This window comes from Brucella sp. H1_1004 (genome assembly GCF_047308065.1).
GTDB lineage: Bacteria > Pseudomonadota > Alphaproteobacteria > Rhizobiales > Rhizobiaceae > Brucella > Brucella pseudogrignonensis_B.
Map to the genome: position 1 here is coordinate 1,183,683 of NZ_JAYKZA010000001.1, position 18,536 is coordinate 1,202,218.

Consider the following 18,536-nt stretch of genomic DNA (forward strand, 5'->3'; position numbering starts at 1 on the left):
AATTGAAAGAGTTCCCGTTTTTTGTTTATGCTTGTTGATTGCGTAGTGAGGATGAGGACTGCTCACCCTCAGTCTTTTTCATAAAGGACAGCCTTTTGAAAAAGCCCAGCACGCCACCAGAATTTCCCTTGCCAAAGCTCTGCGTGATGCGGTCGAGAATAACGGCCAGAATGACCACAGCCAGACCACCTTCAAAGCCCTTGCCGACGTCCAGACGCTGAATACCTGTCAGTACCGTATTCCCAAGACCACCCGCACCGATCATGGACGCGATAACCACCATCGAGAGCGACAACATGATTGTCTGGTTCATGCCCGCCATTATCGATGGCATGGCATTGGGAAGCTGCACCTTGAAAAGCAGCTGTCGTGCCGTGCAACCAAATGCGAGGCCTGCCTCAACAAATTCTGCATGCACCTGACGAATACCAAGATTGGTCAAACGTACCACAGGAGGCATGGCGAAGATAACGGTTGCAATCGTACCCGGTACGGCACCAAGGCCAAAAAACATAGCTGCCGGAATGAGATAGACAAACGCTGGCATTGTCTGCATGAGATCAAGCACCGGACGAACAACCGATGCCACCGCATCGCTGCGCGCCATCGCGATGCCGAGTGGGATACCGATCACAACCGCGATGATTGTAGAAGCCAACACCAGTGAAAGGCTTTCCATCGTGCCGCTCCACAGCCCCATATGAATAATGAGCGCAAGGGCCAGTACCGCAAAAATCGCGAATTTCCAGCCGACCCTCCAGAGAGCCAGCAGCGTGAGAATTGCCACGCCGCCATATGGTGGAATTGCGAGAAGAGCATTTTGAATACCATCGGTTACAAACCCGATAGTGGCTGCAATAATATTAAGTGCAGGCGTGAAATGATCGAGAATGTAGTTGACCACTACATCTGCTCCTCCACCTATACTAAAATTAAAATCCATGGTTTACCGTCCATTTCAGATCGAGTTACCTATGGCTGGACTTCTGTCCCTTGCGGGGCGTCCAAACGGGATTGACCCCGAAAGCCTGAGAGAAATAAGGCGCGCAGATCAGCCTGCGCGGCCAAGCGTTTCAAGCAATGCCGATTTACTGATAGCACCGAGGTAGCGATTGTTCCGATCCGTTACTGGAACAGGCCAAGGACTTTCCGCCACACGCACCAGAAGCCCCGATAACGGAGCATCAGCTTGTATCGCAATCGCTCCATCCAACTGATCGTTCTCTACCTTGAAGTTTCCGCTCGCAAGCGCTTCCCGTGTGACAACGCCGCGATAAATACGGTCGGCATCCAGCAATACGCCGTAAGGCTTGCCACTTGCATCGAGACGTTCGAGTGCGGAAGACAATTGTGCCTGATCGAAGGTGATCAGCTCATCTTCGCGCACGACATCAGCGGCCTTAAACACACGCGAAACATCAACATTGCGGAAGAATGACCGAACATAATCATTAGCAGGTGCTGAGACGATTTCGTTTGGCGTACCGACTTGGACCACTTTGCCGTGCTGCATGATGCAAATACGATCACCAATACGCATGGCTTCGTCGAGATCGTGGCTTACGAAAATGATTGTGCGGCTGTGTTCCGCCTGAAGGCGCTTCAATTCGTCCTGCATTTCCGTGCGGATCAACGGATCAAGCGCCGAAAATGCTTCGTCCATCAACAGAATGGTGGGTTCACTCGCCAGTGCTCTTGCAAGACCAACGCGTTGCTTCATCCCGCCGGAAAGCTGATCAGGCATCGAATGCGCATAGGGTTCAAGACCCACTGCTGCCAGCGCTTTCAGCGCTTTTTCGTGACGTTCAGCCTCGCCCAATCCGGCCACTTCAAGACCAAACGCGGCATTATCAATCACGTTCCTATTTGGAAGAAGGGCAAATGACTGGAACACCATGCTCATATCGCGGCGACGAAGATCGATAAGCTCGCGCTTCGACATTTTCACGATATCGCGACCATCAACTTCAATGGAACCGTCGGTCGGCTCAATAAGACGATTGAGAAGGCGTAACAACGTTGACTTACCTGAGCCAGAGAGACCCATGATCACGAATACTTCACCTTCTTTAATATCGAAGGTCGCGTTGTCTACACCGATTGTGGCGCCATGATCGCTGTGAATCTGGGCCTTTGATTTCCCTGCAAGCAATTCCTGCATCGCAAGCTTCGGATCGTCGCCGAAGACTTTAAACACGCTATTCAAGCTTATTTTTGTCTTAGCTGGCGACTTCATACTTTCATCCTTGTATAAAATACCATGCATTATGTTTAACCCCACTGCGCTTGTGGGTTTAATCTCCTTTTTACCATTTTTATTTCTTCATTCACGCGCGAATTGGACATGCGCAACTTGCGAGCAACGACATGCCCACATGGAATGATTATCGATTGGTGTGATCTATTTATATAGGCCATTTCCCGACATGTCCACCCACAGTCACGGATTCATCTTTGCACGGCCCGTCCCCTTGATAGTTTTTGATAGGCTGCGCGACGAAATATAAGGGTTGATCAACTTGTCCGGTTCTCGGATCTCATCGGTCAACCTGACTATAATAGTAATCCGCTGGAAGGGCCGCACAGGAGCGAGCTGCGACAAATATGCAATCGGCTGCGACATGAGACAATTTAGTATTCGCAGAATATAATTGAGCTTAATTACAGTGAAATTGTATGATTATACTTGTGCAATATATGGCATCATTTGCCAGAAAAATGGGCGCAGCCCAACCGATCCGTGCCCAAATTTGCAAGATTATTTAACGCGTTTCAATCAATCGTTAACCATATATCCGACAAAGCCCGTAATGCGCCAACGACCGCCATCGCGACGACAAAAATAGAGCGTCTGCCAGTTCAAAATATCCTGCGTTCCATCTGCTTTAGCGATAGTTCCGTCGAATTTTTTACGCGCAACTGCGACATCACCATTGATATCAATCACATTGAGTCGTGTTGCACGGTGTACGCCATCAGCAAGAGATTCGGCATAATCAGTTGCCGCACTCGCGGCTGCCTGCCGCAACCATTCATCGCGATAGGAAGCGAGTGTTGGGAAAGCAGCGTCCCATTTGTCGGGGTTTGCTTCACCATGCGCATGAATGCCGAGAAAACGCGCCTCATCAAAGTCATCAGCAACCAATGACCAGTTCTGTGTAACAAAGGCCTCAATATCGCGACGAACCAGCATGTCCCAAATCTGCTCGCGGTCTTTATCGCCGGCAAAAGGATTATCTATTATCATTTAAGCTTTCCGCGTGCAGCGACAGGCAAAATATCGATGATATCGTCGCCGGAAATCAGATGCACTTCGTCGAAGAGATTGGAAACAACACAGACATGATCGGGAATAACCCGCACCTTATCACCGACTTTCAAGCCAGCAATATCACCCTTAAGCGTGCCGTGCTCTTCGCTCAGACCCGTCACACGTGCGTCTGTCCTCTCAGCCAATTCGCCAAAATCATGCAGCCCTAGCGTATCGCTGGAAAGCGATTTTGAACCCGCATCGATTATCGCTCGGTCTGCTGTCGGATGACTGACAATTGTCGCGAGTACCGTCAAAGCACAATCGTTGAGCGTTGCCGCACCTTTAGCCACCTGAAAACGATCAAAGTAAATATACGTACCGGGGCGGTATTCCGTAACAACACTCTCGTTGGGCGAAAGCCACATATCGGGCGTGCCGCCGCTTGAAATGGTTTCGCATTGAATGCCATTGGCAGCCAAAAGATCGCGCGCTTTACGCAACCAGTTTTCGGCCTGTTCTGCCTTGCCAGTCGCAGGATAGGTCATCAGGCCACCGAAGCGCAGACCTTTGCTCTGGCTGATCTGCCGAGCGAGTTCGAGTGCCTCTTCGGCTGTTTGCACACCACAGCGCCCCATGCCGGTGTCGCATTCCACCAAAACTTTAAGCGGTCGCCCTGCATTGGTGAAACGCTTTTCCAGTCCCTCAAGGGCCGTCGCGTTATCAACCGTTACAGATATTGTGATACGCTGATGCAGAGCATAAAGCCGATCAAGCTTCGCCTTACCCAGAATATTATAGGGCAAGAAAATATCGATGATGCCTGCGTCCGCCATGACTTCCGCTTCACCAAGCTTTTGACAGGTAATGCCAACCGCTCCGGCCTCAAGCTGGCGTCGCGCAAAATATGGGAGCTTATGTGTTTTAATATGCGGACGCAGCTTCACGCCGATCGCATCGGCATGCGCCTGCGCCTTAACAATATTGGCCTGAACGCGATTTACATCAATCAGAATTGCAGGCGTATCAATCTCATGGATATTTTTAGGCCTCGTCATTCATCAGTCTCCCAGCGGCAAACGCGGATCATCAATCTTGAGTGTGTTTAAACTGTGCTTGATACGCCGTAAGCTCTCAAGCACTTGTGGCCCGTGAATTTCAGCAGTGGCGGTGGCGATCATGTCGAGAATTGCCATCAATGCAAACCGCGAAGATGTCGGCTTATAGAGATTTCCATCCTCATTAGACTGGAACGGAATAACCACATGTGTTGCTTTGGCAAGATCCGAATCCGGCGCGGTGATCGCAATCGTTTCGGCACCATATTGACGGGCAACCAGCACAGCCTCGACAACCGAACGCGCATAACCTGACACCGAGAATGCAATGACCGTCGTTTCGCGCGTTGCAACCGCTGCATACATGCGCTGCAATTGACCATCCACTTGCGCCAGAACCGGAATACCGAGCCTGAAAAGCCGGTTTTGCAATTCTGTAGCCATCATTGATGAAATGCCACCCGAGCCAAGGCAAAGCACTGAGCCTGAATTTACAATCCGCTCAGCGATTGACATCACAACGGACATATCGAGCATATCACTTGCGCGATGAATAGCAGCGACGGCAGCGTCAGTCACAGCGGAGGCGATACGCGCCTCACGAATATCACGAGCTGGAATTTCTGCCGTCAGATATTGACCGCCAATCGCAAGTGCTTGCGCCAGAAAAAACTTGAAATCACGAACCCCATCGCAGCCCAGCCCGCGACAAAACCGGGTCACAGTCGGCTCACTCACCTCTGCACGCGACGCTATTTCCGAAATAGCGGCCTTGGATGCATAGGCGGGGTCAGACAACACCAAAGCAGCCAACCGGCGGTCGGATTTCGACCCCTCCTGTGCTGCGGCATGAAGCCGTGTAATGATGTCTGCGACCTTGCTCATGCAGTATTAAAGCGGCAAACCGCTTTCCTTATCAAAGAGATGAATATGTTCGGGCTTTGCCGTTACAGGGACTCGCTCTCCGGGTGCAAGGTGAATACGCTCGCGGAATACGGCACGCACAGCTTCGCCAGCAACTTTTCCATAAACATGAGTTTCTGGTCCGGTTGGTTCGACCACTTCAATCACAAGCGTTAACCCCTCGCCGTCTTTCGCAATGACGAAATTCTCAGGACGCACACCCAATTCAGCCTTCCGGCCAGACACAGATTTTCCCGGAACGGCAATCTCTTCGCCTTCGGTGGTACGGAACCTGCCACCTTCCAGCAATTCACCGGGAATGAAGCTCATCGACGGCGAGCCTATGAACCCAGCGACAAACTTGTTTGCCGGACGATCATAAAGATCGAGCGGCGCACCGATCTGCTGGATTTTGCCCTGATTCATAACGACAATACGGTCGGCCATCGTCATGGCTTCGATCTGGTCATGCGTCACGTAGATGACCGTCGATTTGAGACGATGGTGCAGCGCCTTGATCTCAGTACGCATCTGCACACGTAGCTGCGCATCAAGGTTCGACAATGGTTCATCGAAGAGAAACACCGATGGCTCGCGCACAATGGCGCGCCCCATGGCGACGCGCTGACGCTGCCCACCAGACAGTTGGCGCGGATAGCGATCAAGATAAGAATGCAGATTGAGAATGCCTGCGGCTTTATCAACTTTGGCAGCAGTTGCTGCTTTATCTTCACCGCGAATGCGTGGACCAAAACCAATATTTTCACGCGCCGTCATATGTGGAAACAGCGCGTAGGACTGAAACACCATCGCGATATTACGCTTTTGCGGCGGGAGGTCATTGGCGCGTTCGCCACCGATCGTCAAATCACCACCGGAAATTGGCTCCAGCCCCGCAACCATGCGTAAAAGCGTAGACTTACCACAGCCAGACGGCCCAACCAGCACAAGAAACTCACCATCCTCGATGTCGAGATCAACCCGATCAAGAATGGTCATTTGCCCGAAAGATTTGGTAATGCCACGCAGGGAAACATTTTTCATCACTCAGTTCCCATTTAAAATATCATCGATAAAAGGACGACAGCCCGCCATAAGCCCTGCATCAACCGGCAATATCGTGCCGGTGATGCCAGACGCACGATCTGATGCAAGAAAGGCAATCGTCTCTGCCACCTCATTCACCTTGACAATGCGACCAAGCGGATAAAGACGTTTGAGCTTTTCAAACACGGTTGGATCTTTGGCGATGCGATGATCCCAAGCAGATGTATGAATAGAGCCGGGACAGACCACATTCGCGCGCAAACCATACTGGCCATATTCAACTGCGAGCGCCCGTGCAAAAGCATTGATTCCGGCTTTTGCCGCTGCATAAGCGGGATTACCAAAATGCGAGAGCGCATTGACCGACGAAACAAAAACAAATGTGCCAGAACCGCGTATAGCCATTTTTTGGGCGATGGCAGTAGAAACCGCGCTTACCCCTGTCAGATTGAGATCAATTTCCCGATTTATCATTTTCTGATCAAGTTCTTCAAAAGTCTCGGCCCGGGTCCAGCCAGCGTTGTTGATGACGATATCCGGCACACCCTCACGCGCCATGATGTCATCCGCGACGGCAGCCAATGAATCGCGATTGAGCAAATCGAAAACATAACGACTGGCTATTTGGGGAGCTTGCAACGCTTCCAAGCTTTGGTCACAGCCAATTACACGCGCGCCGCGCGTCGAAAACATCTCAACCAAAGCTGCGCCAAGGCCGCCACCAGCACCAGTGATTAACACGGATTTTCCGGCAAATTCGCCTGAATGATCCACTCTGTTCCCCTTTGTACAGCACTTTGCGTGCCTGATTATTTTGATTAGCCTAGAAGTGAAAATGTAAGTTTGCAACAAAACATTTTACTTGAAAGCGCAAAATTTGCCGATAATGTAGGAAAATAACAAAAATTAGCATTTCCTGCATAGAGCAGAGGCAAAAAGGGGAACGGAAACATGACGATAGGAAAATGGAAGACTGGCCTTTTGGCTGGATTAAGCATTCTGGCACTCGGTTCGACGGCGCTTGCTGGCGAAGTGCGTATGACAGTCGCGGAGTACAGCTCCAAGACTGGACCCTATTTTGAAGAAGTGAAAAAGGCTTTTGAAGCTGAGAACCCCGGCATCACGCTGACTTTCGAAGTCGTGCCATGGGACGTGCTTCTCCAGAAGCTTACAACCGATATTTCAGCCGGAACCAATGCTGATCTTTCTATCATCGGAACGCGCTGGCTGATCGATTTCGTGCAGCAGGGCATTGCCGAGCCGATGGACGGCTATATGGACGATGCTTTCAAGGATCGTTTCATCGAAACCTTCCTGTCACCTTCGGTATTGGAAGGCAAAACATATGGCCTGCCCATCGCCGCATCTGCCCGCGCGATGTATTACAACAAAGATCTGCTTGAAAAAGCAGGTGTAGCTAATCCTCCAGCAAACTGGGATGAAGTCAAAGCCGCCGCAGAAAAAATTAAGGCGCTCGGCGGCGAAAACTATGGTTTCGGCTTGCAAGGCAAGGAAATCGAGACCGACGTATATTATTACTACGCCATGTGGTCACAAGGTGCTGAAATCCTCAACAAGGATGGCACATCGGGCCTGAGCTCGCCGGGTGCACTGGAAGCAGCCAAGCTTTACAAATCGATGATTGATGATGGCCTCACTCAGCCGGGCGTTACATCCTATGCACGCGAAGATGTGCAGAACCTGTTCAAGCAGGGCAAAGTTGGCATGATGATCACAGCGCCATTCTTGTCGAACCAGATCAAGGAAGAGGCGCCGAACCTGAAATATGGTGTTACCGCAATTCCCGCTGGTCCAACCGGCGCACGCGGCACCTATGGCGTGACCGACTCCGTCATTATGTTCCAGAATTCCAAGAACAAGGAAGAGGCCTGGAAAGTTCTCGACTTCCTGTTCCAGAAAGATTGGCGCGCCAAGTTTACGCAAGGCGAGGGCTTCCTTCCTGTAAACAAGGAAGAAGCCAAGATGGATTATTACGTCAATAATGCTGATCTTGCTGCTTTCACCGCCCTGCTTCCTGATGCACGTTTTGCACCGATCATTCCGGGTTGGGAAGAAATCGCCGATATCACATCCAACGCCATGCAAACCATCTATCTTGGCAAAGGTGAGCCAGACGCCGTACTCAAAGAAGCCGCAGGCAAGGCAGATGCGATCCTGAAGAAATAATTTCATCAACCCGGCATCAGACGGCTCAAGTCAGTCTTCATCAATCTGCTGCCGGGTTCCCTTTCTTGTTTGGATTTTTTGGCCGATGCACAATCGCACCCTGCCCTATTTTCTGATCCTGCCAAGCTTAATGCTTGCTGCGGTGGTGATCTTCTGGCCGGTTGTAAATCTCTTTGAGATCGCCACCCATGATGTTAACCGTTTCGGACAATTGCGCGAATTAAACGACGGTGCAAACTTTACCGCACTTTTCGCATCAAGCGAATTTCTCAATGCTTTATGGCGAACCGCTATCTGGACAGTTGCTGTCGTTGTCGGCGCGCTTGTCGTGTCGGTTCCGGTAGCAATCGTCCTCAATATGGATTTTTATGGCCGATCTGTTGCGCGTGTGATTGTCATGCTGCCATGGGCTGTATCGCTAACCATGACAGCCATCGTCTGGCGCTGGGCGTTAAACGGCGAAAGCGGAATGTTGAATTCCGCGCTGCGAAACTTAGGGTTAATCGATAGCAATATTCAATGGCTTGCCAGTGCAACGACTGCCTTTCCAATGCAAGTATTGGTCGGCATTCTCGTGACTGTACCTTTTACAACCACAATCTTCCTTGGCGGTTTGTCCTCAATCCCCGACGATCTTTATGAAGCTTCATCACTTGAAGGTGCGAATATCTGGCAACAATTCCGCGAAATCACGCTGCCGCTGCTCAAACCATTCATCAATATCGCAATCGTCCTGAATACGATCTACGTATTTAATTCCTTCCCAATCATCTGGGTGATGACACAAGGTGGGCCAGCAAACTCAACCGACATCCTCGTAACGCATCTTTACAAGCTGGCGTTCAGGCTCGGGAAACTTGGTGAGGCATCAGCAGTATCGCTGATCATGCTCGCGATCCTGCTTGTATTCACCGCGATTTACATTCGAATTTCAATGCGGAGCGAACGCGCATGACCGCATCAAAAACCAAACGCACAATCATCGCCTGGATCATCCTCGCACCGTTGATCGTGCTCACACTGTTTCCTTTTGCGGTCATGTTTTTGACGGCAGTGAAGCCACCGCAAGAGGTTCTCTCGCCGACATGGTGGCCAAGTGAATTCCGCTGGCAGAACTTTTCTGAAATGTGGGTGAGGACGGGTTTCGGCACGGCACTTCTCAACTCTTTCTATGTCTCGATAATCGCGTCAGTCGGTGCGATCATCGTGTCCATTCCTGCTGCTTATGCCATGTCGCGCTTTCATTTTGCAGGTCATGGCGCATTCCGCCAGTTCCTGCTTGTCTCGCAAATGATCTCACCAATTGTATTGGTGCTTGGGCTATTTCGATTACTGGCAGCTTATGGATTAATTGAAAGCGTGACGGCGGTGGGCGCAATCTACATGGCCTTTAACATCGCTTTCACAGTGTGGATGTTGCAAAGCTATTTCGACACGATACCGAAAGACCTCGAAGAAGCTTCATGGATGGAAGGCGCTGGCCGCTTCAAAACACTTGTCAAAGTGTTTCTGCCACTCTGTCTTCCGGCAATCGCAGTGACGGGAATATTCACCTTCATCAATGCCTGGAACGAGTTCGTCGTCGCACTCACAATGCTGCGCAGTCAGGCAAGCTACACATTGCCTATTCAGGTCTTCTCACTGGTCGCAGGCCGCTACACGGTCGAATGGCATTATGTCATGGCTGCAACGCTCATCGCCACTTTACCTGTCGCGATACTCTTCATATGGCTACAACGCTACCTCATCAAAGGTTTGGCGCTCGGTGCTGTAAAATAAGCAAGGTTTATCATGTCAAAGAAACAAGCATTTGGTGCCTCTCACGTGCCGCTTTCGCCCGCAGTGCGCGCTGGCGACACTGTTTATATCTCCGGTCAGGTGCCAATGGGCGCTGACGGCAAGATCGTAGAAGGCAATATCGAAGCCCAGACCAAACAGGTTCTTGAGAACATCAAGGCTGCTCTGGCGCTCGCAGGCGCAAGCATGGAAGACGTTGTGAAAACGACGATCTGGCTTGAAGATGCACGTGATTTTGGACGTATGAATGCCGTTTACGCGACTTACTTTCCAAAAGACCCACCGGCGCGTACCACCGTCGAATCCCGTCTGATGCTCGACATCAAGATTGAGATTGAAGCTATCGCCTACACACCAAAAATAGCCCAGGCAAACCATATGCGCATTTTCACAGCGTCGCTTGCAACTGAAACCAACACATTTTCACCCGTACCAACCGACCGTGCGTCGTTTGAAATGGCTTTTTATGCTGCGCCCGGAAAACATCCGGACACACCGACGCTGTGTTCCTCGCCTATCGTCGCTCTGCGCAAGCAGGCAGCAGCTGAAGACTTGACCGTCATTGAAGGCACCGCCACATGGGCCGAACCGGGCGGTTTGCTTCAGAGGCAAGCTTTTGAAGAACTGCGCGATGAAGTTCTGGATCAGCTCAAAGCCGCAATGCCTGTGGATGCGGTTGTGCTTGGTCTCCATGGCGCAATGGTTGCGCAAGGTTACGATGACTGCGAAGGTGATCTGCTTGAACGCATCCGGGCAATCGTCGGACCAGATATTCTTGTTGCCAGCGAGTTTGATCCGCACAGCCACCTGACGCAAAAGCGCGTCAAGAACCTCAATATTTACGCTGCATTCCTCGAATTTCCGCACACGGATTTTTATGAGCGCGGTGAACATGTGGTTTCACTCGCCCTTGATGCCCTTAAAGGTAAAGTCAAACCTGTCATTTCGACATTTGATTGCCGGATGATCGGCGTTTTTCCAACCAGTAAGGAACCCATGCGGAGCTTTATTGATCGTATTAAAGCATTGCATGGCAAAGACGGCATTCTATCCGTCTCAGTTATTCATGGATTTATGGCAGCCGACGTCCCCGAAATGGGTACGCAAATACTCGTCGTCACCGACAATGATGCAGCTAAGGGTTATGCCTTGGCTGAGAAACTTGGCCGTGAGCTCATCGCCATGCGTGAGCAAACGCCTATGACAATGTATGATGTTGATGAAGGGATAGATCGAGCGACCTCGGCGCACGCCGCGCAACCGTCGAAGCCTGCTGTCATCGCCGATGTGTGGGATAATCCCGGCGGCGGGGTAGCCGGAGATGGCACTTACATTCTTCGACGCTTGATCGAACGTGGCATTCAGAAGGCCGCCGTTGCAACAATCTGGGATACGCTGGCTGTCACGTTCTGCCATGCTGCTGGCGAAGGCGCCATTATCAATTTGCGCATTGGTGGCAAATCCGGTCCGCAGGCGGGCGAACCCATTGATGCGCGCGTCACTGTGATGAAAGTGTTGCAGGAAGGGTGGCAGAGTTTTGGACTAAGTCGCGTCACGCTCGGGCCTTCTGCAGTCGTCCGCATCGTGGGAACTGAGATCGACATCATTCTCAACACCAATCGCACGCAGACATTTGAGCCGGATATCTTTTCAAACTGTAGCATAGACCCAATGCAGAAAGACATTCTGGTTGTGAAATCGACCAATCATTTTTATGCGGGCTTCGCGCCGATAGCCGCAGAAATTATCTATATCGACGCGCCGAGTTCCTACCCGGTCAATCCGCGTGTGACCGACTACCAAAAAATGACGCGGCCAATTTGGCCGAGAGTCGAAAACCCATGGTAAACAAAAAGGCGCGGACTAATCCGCACCTTTCTTTCAATTAATGTGCCAGAAATGTTGAGATAAACGGCACGTAAGTGACAAGCGCCAGCAGAATAAACAGCGCGAGATACATGCTGAATGCCTGACGCGTGAAATCTGCAACGCGTACCTTGGCGATGTTACAGACCATCAGCATCACCGTGCCGACTGGCGGTGTCAGCGTTCCAATCGAGAGATTGACGATAACAACGATACCAAAATGCACTGGATCAATGCCAAGAGCCTTAACAGTCGGCATCAGCAATGGCACCAGAACGATCATTAGGGCCGTACCTTCGATCAGCGCACCAAGGATCAGCAGAATTACATTGACCGCTAACAGGAATGCATAAGGATTGCTGGTAAAAGACGAGATCAACTGCATCAGCGATTGACCAGCCTGCTCCAGCGAAAACACCCATGCAAGCGCCGATGATGCCATGATAACCAGCATGACAGAGGCTGTGGACTTCGCAGTTTCGATCAGTGAATCCACCACATGCGACACGCGCATCTCCCGATAGATCACAAAGCCGATGATCAGAACCAGCGTGACAGCAACAGCACCAGCTTCAGTCGGTGTGAAGATGTTCATGCGGATGCCGCCGATAATCGCGAACAGCAGCAGAACGGCAGGCCATGCAGATGCAAGCGTCGATGCAACTTCAGCGCCGCTCATACGCTTTTCACGGCTTGGCTTGTAACCGCGCTTTACCGAAGTAATGTAGGCTGCAATCATCAAAATGGCAGCGCCAAGAATTCCTGGAACAACACCTGCCATAAACATCTTGCCTATGGATACATCTGCAATCAGACCGTAAATGATCAGCGCAATACCCGGAGGAATGATTGGCGTAATCAGCGAACCAGCAGCCGTAACTGCGCAGGAAAATGCCTTATCATAGCCACGCTTAACCATTTCCGGCACCATCATGCGGGTCAGCATGGCACTATCGGCGAGGTTAGAAGCGCTCACGCCACCCATCAGGGTCGAAACCATGATGTTGGTCAGCGCCATGCCACCACGCATGCGGCCCACAAGAATGTCAGCAACCTTGATCAGACGCTCGGCAATACCGGTATGCGACATCACGGTCCCAAGCATGATGAAGAACGGGATAGCGAGAAGCGATGTATTCTGCGCGGGGCTGATGAAGCGTTGCACAGCAATAGCAATCGGCATCTGGTTGAAGAAGATAAAATAGGTAAAGACTGCGATCAGAATGGCCACATAAAGGCGCATATTCAGCGCAATCAGTGCCAGCATGATAAGAACGATGGTTGTCAGGTTCATGCCTTGCCTCCCGCAAAGACTGCGCGCAAGGACTTGAATGCACCTGCAAACATATAAACAGAGATAATCACGAAGCCGACGGGAACTGCAATGTCGATCCAGAAATAGGACACACGAAGCACGTCAGTGACTTTGAACTGCGCTGCAACCGAGAGCTTATAACCGGCGTAAGATACGTAGAGCAGAAACAGTCCTGACAGAATTGAGATGATCGCATTGATGACGTCACGGACCTTTTCCGAAAAAAGGTCCACCAACATCGGGATTGCAAGATGCTGGTTGCTGCGTTCAGCTGCGACAGCGCCAAGCATCACAATCCAGATCATCAACAGACCGGCCATTTCCTCTGTCCATTGCAGTGGCTGATGCATCCAGTAGCGCATGACAACAGCGGCATTGAACATCGCCAAAAGAACAAAGAGCGGCGCAGCGGCCAACCATTCGATCAGTTTATCAAAGTATTTCATCGGATTAATTCCATAGCCATGCCACGCCGCAGCAAGAGCCGCGACATGGCAATATCCGAATAGGAGGGATTAGTTTTTCAACTCAGCCTGGATCTTTTCGTAAAGACCCGGTGACCATTCAGGGAACTGCGTGTAGACCGTTTCAGCCAAAGCCTTGAAAGGAGCACGGTCGACTTCGATGACTTCGACGCCAGCTTCTTTCATCTTCTCGATCATTTCGTTGTCTTTTTCGATCGTCAGCTTCTGGCTGTAAAGACCGGCATCATATGCGGATTCATGGATCATCTTGAGCTGCTCTTCAGGCAGCGTCGAGAAGAAGGCTTCGCCACCGACGATCAGAGCCACGTTGGTCAGATAGCCGACCTTGCTCAGATACTTGGCTTCTTCCTGAAATTTCTGGCCATAGAGAACCGAAATCGGATTTTCAACGCCATCAATCACACCCTGCGCAAGCGCCGGGAAGGTTTCACCTAGTGGCATTGGCGTCGGTGTTGCGCCCATGGCTTCAAAGGTCTTGATCTGCATAACGTTGTTCGGCACGCGGATCTTCATGCCCTTAAGGTCGTCCGGCGTGCGGATTGGCTTCTTGGAAATGATCTGGCGAATACCGTAGAGGTAGTTTGGCATTACGATGTGAATGCCCTTCTTCTTCAGCTCTTCGCTCTTTCCTTTGAACCAATCGCCGTCATAAACTTTGAAAAGCTGTGCCGGATCATCGGTCAGGAAAGGGCCATAAAGTACGCCGAGGTCCGGGTCATACTCGGCCAGAAAGCCAACGTCGGAAATGGTCACCACATTGAGACCCATCATGGCCTGCTCGGTCACATCCTTTTTCGAGCCCAGCTGTGAGCTTGGATAAAGCTCGAGCGTGATTTCGCCATTGCTGCGCTTGGCGAGATCGTCTTTCCAGTAATGCATTACCTCATCAAAAGGCTCGCCCGGGTTGTTTTCATAGGCAACCTTGATCGACACATTGGCAGCATAGGCTGCCATGCTTCCTGCCAGCAACATGCCAGCGGCGATCATGCCGGTAACGAGTTTTTTCATGATATTCCTCCCTTTTGGGGTCTTCAAACAATGGCCACGAGGCCGGCTTCCTCCACTAGCGCACTACGTCATCCTTCCTGACGCAGCGCATTTGCTTCGATTCAGTTGCGTTCAATGATGATTTTCAGAACGTTGCGGTCGCCATCCCAATAAGGCAGCGCCTGTTCTGCTTCCTCAAAAGGAAACACCTTCGAGATAAGCAGGGCCGCTTCATCTCCAAGCTTTTCGAGATGCGCGATGACAGCCTGAAAATCGGTGAGCGTCGCATTGCGCGAACCCATGATGTCGAGTTCTTTGAGATTGAAGAACTGGGTCTGATAGGTCACTGGCGACTTGGAATAGCCGACATAAACCACACGACCAGCAAAGCCTGCTAGGTCAACGGCCTGCGTAAAAGTAATCGGCAGACCAACGGCTTCAAAGGCGATATCGACGCCATCATCATTGGTGAATTCCTGAACCTTTGCGACAACATCTTCGCCACCCGGCAGAGCATGCGTTGCACCAAATTTCAGCGCCAGTTCGCGCTTTTCGGCACTCGGATCGATGGCGATGACTTTGGCACCACGCGCAACCGCACCAATCAGCACACCCATGCCGATCATGCCACAGCCCAGCACCGCAACCGTATCACCAGCCTGAACGCGTCCACGTTCGACCGCATGAAAACCTACAGAAAGCGGCTCAACCAGAGCCAGATGACGTGGCGCCAGGCTGTCATTCAGAATGAGCTTTTCAGCCGGCAGCACGATCTGTTCAGCCAGTCCGCCATTCTGTTGCACACCGAGAGTCTTGTTGTAACGACAAGCGTTTAGACGGCCTTTGCGGCAAGATGAACACTGGCCGCAATTGGTGTAAGGCAGCACGATAACGCGTTTACCCTTGGCATATGCCGGGCTGACGCCCTCGGCCGCCTCGACGATTTCGCCGCCGATTTCGTGACCGGGAATGCGTGGCAGTTCCACCAGCGGGTTAAGCCCCTTGAACGTATTCAGATCGCTGCCGCAAAGCCCCACATGCTTCACGTCCACCCGGACATGACCGGGCAAAAGCGGTGCTTCGGGAATTTCGGCGAAACGGGTTACATTTTCGCTCTCGATACGCAGAGCTTTGACCATCAGAATATTCCTGTCATTTTAATTACATGAGGCAGATCAGGTTACGGCGCCGACCTGCCACGGCACGAATTCGTTATCGCCATAGTCGTAGATTTCGCTCAGTGTCTTCTGACCGGAAGCCACCGCGATAATGTGCTCGAAAATGCGCGTCCCGGACTCTTCAATGGTTTCATCGCCAGTGACGATGCCACCGCAATTGAAGTCCATATCTTCCTTCATGTGCTCGTACATTTCGGAATTCGTCGCGATCTTGATGCAGGGCGCTGGCTTGAAGCCTGAAACCGATCCGCGTCCTGTGGTAAAGCAGATCACGTTACAACCGCCCGCCACCTGCCCGGTCACGGCAACAGGATCGTAGCCCGGCGTATCCATGAAAGTGAAACCCTGTTCGGTTACGGTTTCAGCAAATTCATAGACAGCCTTGAGAGGCATAGAGCCGCCCTTGGCAACAGCACCCAGCGACTTTTCAAGAATGGTGGTCAGGCCACCGAGCTTGTTTCCATGCGATGGATTGTTGTTCAGCTCGTCACCGTTGCGGGCCGTATAATCGCGCCACCAGTCGATGCGCTCAAGCAGCTTTTCCGCAACCGCAGGCGTAACAGCGCGACGTGTGAGAAGATGCTCCGCGCCATAAATTTCCGGTGTTTCTGAAAGTACGGTCGTGCCGCCATTGCGCACGATCAGATCAGATGCATAGCCCAGAGCGGGGTTTGCTGAAATACCGGAATAGCCATCAGAACCACCGCATTCGAGTGCCACCTTGAGCTTCGACAAAGGCTGGGGCGTGCGCTTTGCAGCATTCACCAGCGGCAGCATCTCCTTGATCTCGGCAATCGCATGATCGATTGTCTTGCGCGTACCGCCATGCTGCTGGATCGTCATGGTGCGCAGGCGGGCGCCCTCTTCCATGCGATAATGCTCCATGATCGGCGCTATCTGGTTGGTTTCACAGCCAAGCCCGATCAACAGAATACCGCCGAAATTCGGATGTTTTGCATAACCCTGAATGGTGCGCGTCAGCAGACGATAACCTTCTGACTTGGTGTTGAGCGCACAGCCGCTGCCATGCGTGAGTGCCACCACGCCATCGACGTTTTCAAATCCATCCAGACCACCCATGCGGTTGAAGTAATCCGCAATGTAGCGAGACACGGTCGCAGAGCAATTCACCGATGAAATGACACCGATATAGTTGCGCGTACCAACGCCACCGAAACCGCGATCATAGCCCATGAACTGGCGGCGCTCCGCTTCCGGCAGCATACCGCGTTCTTCAATATCGACGGAAAACTGATGTTCATGCTCAGATGGCAGCATAGCAAGATTGTGCAGATGCACATGCTCACCCACCGCAATATCCTGCGTGGCGACACCAATCACCTGCCCATATTTATGGACTTCTTTACCGGCCGTGATATCGCGCAAAGCCACCTTGTGACCGCGCCCGATCAGATCTTTTGCAATCACATCGCCAAGTCCAATCGGATCGCCGGCACGAACCGAAATACGCGCCACCGCCACATCATCAGACGGATGCAAGAGGATTACCGGCGTCACAGCTGAAACAGCCTTGTCTTTCATTTTTCTGACCTCACTCCCAAGATCGCAACAGCGCGAAACATGAGCCCACCTATCGGGGCTCATTCTCCATCCATCGCTGCTTTGATGTATCCAGATGCGTGCGCATCGCTGCCTGCGCCAGAAGCGGATCCCTCGCCTCCAGTGCAGCATAAATCTTCTCATGTTCCGCCAGAGCAAATGCCCATGTTTCCGCATTCTCATAGCGCGTGCGCATTTGCGCGGTCAGCGGACTATGTCGCTCGTCAAACAAATCACGAACAATGCGTGCAACAACCGAATTGGCTGATTGCTCGGCAATGATCAGATGAAATTGGCGATCCAGTTCAATCGGCTTACGTTCCGCTTCAATCTGTAGCCGCATCGCATCAAGATTACCGCGCAGGCGTTCCAGCGCTTCCGTGTTGATCTGGCTGCATGCCATAATCACCGCACTGCCTTCGATCACCGAGCGCGCCTGCATGATTTCGAGCGGGCTTTCACCGATCGAACCGCCTTGCGCTGGAAGCCGCGTTTCTTCAGCCGCAACATAGATGCCAGAACCCATGCGGATTTCGACATTGCCTGCAATTTCTAGCGCAATCAGTGCTTCACGTAAGGAAGGGCGCGACACGCCCAGCTGATGCGCAAGTTCGCGCTCAGCGGGAAGCCTGCTTCCGGCCGGAAAATGTCCCTCGCGGATCAGCAATCGGACCCGGTCGGCAATTTGCTGGTAAAGCCTCCGTGGTTCAACGGAGGCAATATGCTCGTTCATGCTCTCTCCCAAATTGGCCTTACCATATTTTGAAGATGCAAAAAGTGCAATATTATCTATCTTATTGTAACTATTGCATATTGTCTTTTATGTCAGTTTTGTCGCACCATGCTTTAGTTGGCTTTTAAAGAGTGGCTTGACCAATTTTACACACTGGCGTAGCTATTTCA

The 18,536-nt window shown here is 51.6% G+C and carries 17 protein-coding genes and 1 pseudogene; 5 read left to right on the forward strand and 13 right to left on the reverse strand.

Annotated features, from left to right (window positions below):
- Positions 1-25: 25 nt before the first annotated feature.
- From U2P60_RS05685 to U2P60_RS05715, 7 genes are all read right to left on the reverse strand, one after another.
- Positions 26-943, reverse strand: a complete 918-nt coding sequence (locus U2P60_RS05685; protein ID WP_413571740.1) for an ABC transporter permease — start codon at positions 941-943, stop codon at positions 26-28.
- Between the two features lie 108 nt (positions 944-1,051).
- Positions 1,052-2,236: a glycine betaine/L-proline ABC transporter ATP-binding protein ProV gene (gene proV, locus U2P60_RS05690; RefSeq protein WP_413571741.1), complete on the reverse strand. Its 1,185-nt coding sequence runs from the start codon at positions 2,234-2,236 to the stop codon at positions 1,052-1,054.
- Between the two features lie 540 nt (positions 2,237-2,776).
- A complete protein-coding gene (locus U2P60_RS05695) occupies positions 2,777-3,247 on the reverse strand; it encodes a hypothetical protein (RefSeq protein ID WP_413571742.1) in 471 nt (156 codons plus the stop codon).
- The gene (locus tag U2P60_RS05700; protein ID WP_313829673.1) at positions 3,244-4,308 is read right to left on the reverse strand and encodes a D-TA family PLP-dependent enzyme; all 1,065 of its coding nucleotides are present in this window, start codon (positions 4,306-4,308) and stop codon (positions 3,244-3,246) included. Before U2P60_RS05700 ends, U2P60_RS05695 begins: the two co-directional genes overlap by 4 nt.
- A gap of 3 nt (positions 4,309-4,311) precedes the next feature.
- Positions 4,312-5,193, reverse strand: coding sequence for a MurR/RpiR family transcriptional regulator (locus U2P60_RS05705; RefSeq protein WP_413571743.1), 882 nt, complete (start codon positions 5,191-5,193; stop codon positions 4,312-4,314).
- 6 nt (positions 5,194-5,199) lie between these two features.
- Positions 5,200-6,255, reverse strand: coding sequence for an ABC transporter ATP-binding protein (locus U2P60_RS05710; RefSeq protein WP_413571744.1), 1,056 nt, complete (start codon positions 6,253-6,255; stop codon positions 5,200-5,202).
- Positions 6,256-6,258: 3 nt separating this feature from the next.
- Positions 6,259-7,032 (reverse strand): SDR family oxidoreductase, encoded by a 774-nt coding sequence (locus U2P60_RS05715; protein ID WP_413571745.1) that lies wholly within the window; start codon positions 7,030-7,032, stop codon positions 6,259-6,261.
- A gap of 177 nt (positions 7,033-7,209) precedes the next feature.
- On the opposite strand from U2P60_RS05715, the gene U2P60_RS05720 reads away from it, so the two are divergent.
- The 5 genes and pseudogenes from U2P60_RS05720 (at position 7,210) to U2P60_RS05740 (ending at position 12,090) form a co-directional block, all read left to right on the forward strand.
- Positions 7,210-8,445: a sugar ABC transporter substrate-binding protein gene (locus tag U2P60_RS05720; protein ID WP_313829677.1), complete on the forward strand. Its 1,236-nt coding sequence runs from the start codon at positions 7,210-7,212 to the stop codon at positions 8,443-8,445.
- An 85-nt stretch (positions 8,446-8,530) separates the two neighbouring features.
- On the forward strand, positions 8,531-9,400 hold the full coding sequence (locus tag U2P60_RS05725) for a carbohydrate ABC transporter permease (protein WP_413571746.1): 870 nt from the start codon (positions 8,531-8,533) through the stop codon (positions 9,398-9,400).
- On the forward strand, positions 9,397-10,224 hold the full coding sequence (locus tag U2P60_RS05730; protein ID WP_413571747.1) for a carbohydrate ABC transporter permease: 828 nt from the start codon (positions 9,397-9,399) through the stop codon (positions 10,222-10,224). Before U2P60_RS05725 ends, U2P60_RS05730 begins: the two co-directional genes overlap by 4 nt.
- Before the next feature lie 12 nt (positions 10,225-10,236).
- Positions 10,237-10,581, forward strand: a pseudogene (locus U2P60_RS05735) (RidA family protein); the annotation flags it as partial.
- A gap of 39 nt (positions 10,582-10,620) precedes the next feature.
- Positions 10,621-12,090, forward strand: a complete 1,470-nt coding sequence (locus U2P60_RS05740) for a M81 family metallopeptidase (RefSeq protein WP_413572003.1) — start codon at positions 10,621-10,623, stop codon at positions 12,088-12,090.
- A 37-nt stretch (positions 12,091-12,127) separates the two neighbouring features.
- Here U2P60_RS05740 and U2P60_RS05745 read toward each other — a convergent pair whose 3' ends face one another.
- From U2P60_RS05745 to U2P60_RS05770, 6 genes are all read right to left on the reverse strand, one after another.
- Positions 12,128-13,402 carry a TRAP transporter large permease gene (locus U2P60_RS05745; protein WP_313829682.1) on the reverse strand — a complete coding sequence of 425 codons (1,275 nt, stop codon included), beginning with the start codon at positions 13,400-13,402 and terminating at the stop codon, positions 12,128-12,130.
- A complete protein-coding gene (locus U2P60_RS05750) occupies positions 13,399-13,869 on the reverse strand; it encodes a TRAP transporter small permease (protein ID WP_313829683.1) in 471 nt (156 codons plus the stop codon). Before U2P60_RS05750 ends, U2P60_RS05745 begins: the two co-directional genes overlap by 4 nt.
- Before the next feature lie 69 nt (positions 13,870-13,938).
- Positions 13,939-14,916: a C4-dicarboxylate TRAP transporter substrate-binding protein gene (locus tag U2P60_RS05755; RefSeq protein WP_313829685.1), complete on the reverse strand. Its 978-nt coding sequence runs from the start codon at positions 14,914-14,916 to the stop codon at positions 13,939-13,941.
- A gap of 101 nt (positions 14,917-15,017) precedes the next feature.
- Positions 15,018-16,034, reverse strand: a complete 1,017-nt coding sequence (locus tag U2P60_RS05760) for a zinc-binding alcohol dehydrogenase family protein (RefSeq protein WP_413571748.1) — start codon at positions 16,032-16,034, stop codon at positions 15,018-15,020.
- Positions 16,035-16,070: 36 nt separating this feature from the next.
- Complete coding sequence (locus U2P60_RS05765) at positions 16,071-17,615, reverse strand: UxaA family hydrolase (protein WP_413571749.1); 1,545 nt, start codon at positions 17,613-17,615, stop codon at positions 16,071-16,073.
- Positions 17,616-17,664: 49 nt separating this feature from the next.
- Entirely contained in the window at positions 17,665-18,366 is a 702-nt protein-coding gene (locus tag U2P60_RS05770; RefSeq protein WP_413571750.1) for a FadR/GntR family transcriptional regulator, read from the reverse strand.
- Positions 18,367-18,536 lie beyond the last annotated feature (170 nt).

Bases quoted from the DNA above. Each gene is read 5' to 3' on its own strand.
- U2P60_RS05685 (WP_413571740.1), bottom strand. From the start codon at position 943: ATGGATTTTAATTTTAGTATAGGTGGAGGAGCAGATGTAGTGGTCAAC.
- proV (WP_413571741.1), bottom strand. From the start codon at position 2,236: ATGAAGTCGCCAGCTAAGACAAAAATAAGCTTGAATAGCGTGTTTAAA.
- U2P60_RS05695 (WP_413571742.1), bottom strand. From the start codon at position 3,247: ATGATAATAGATAATCCTTTTGCCGGCGATAAAGACCGCGAGCAGATT.
- U2P60_RS05700 (WP_313829673.1), bottom strand. From the start codon at position 4,308: ATGACGAGGCCTAAAAATATCCATGAGATTGATACGCCTGCAATTCTG.
- U2P60_RS05705 (WP_413571743.1), bottom strand. From the start codon at position 5,193: ATGAGCAAGGTCGCAGACATCATTACACGGCTTCATGCCGCAGCACAG.
- U2P60_RS05710 (WP_413571744.1), bottom strand. From the start codon at position 6,255: ATGAAAAATGTTTCCCTGCGTGGCATTACCAAATCTTTCGGGCAAATG.
- U2P60_RS05720 (WP_313829677.1), top strand. From the start codon at position 7,210: ATGACGATAGGAAAATGGAAGACTGGCCTTTTGGCTGGATTAAGCATT.
- U2P60_RS05725 (WP_413571746.1), top strand. From the start codon at position 8,531: ATGCACAATCGCACCCTGCCCTATTTTCTGATCCTGCCAAGCTTAATG.
- U2P60_RS05730 (WP_413571747.1), top strand. From the start codon at position 9,397: ATGACCGCATCAAAAACCAAACGCACAATCATCGCCTGGATCATCCTC.
- U2P60_RS05740 (WP_413572003.1), top strand. From the start codon at position 10,621: ATGCGCATTTTCACAGCGTCGCTTGCAACTGAAACCAACACATTTTCA.
- U2P60_RS05745 (WP_313829682.1), bottom strand. From the start codon at position 13,402: ATGAACCTGACAACCATCGTTCTTATCATGCTGGCACTGATTGCGCTG.
- U2P60_RS05750 (WP_313829683.1), bottom strand. From the start codon at position 13,869: ATGAAATACTTTGATAAACTGATCGAATGGTTGGCCGCTGCGCCGCTC.
- U2P60_RS05755 (WP_313829685.1), bottom strand. From the start codon at position 14,916: ATGAAAAAACTCGTTACCGGCATGATCGCCGCTGGCATGTTGCTGGCA.
- U2P60_RS05760 (WP_413571748.1), bottom strand. From the start codon at position 16,034: ATGGTCAAAGCTCTGCGTATCGAGAGCGAAAATGTAACCCGTTTCGCC.
- U2P60_RS05765 (WP_413571749.1), bottom strand. From the start codon at position 17,615: ATGAAAGACAAGGCTGTTTCAGCTGTGACGCCGGTAATCCTCTTGCAT.
- U2P60_RS05770 (WP_413571750.1), bottom strand. From the start codon at position 18,366: ATGAACGAGCATATTGCCTCCGTTGAACCACGGAGGCTTTACCAGCAA.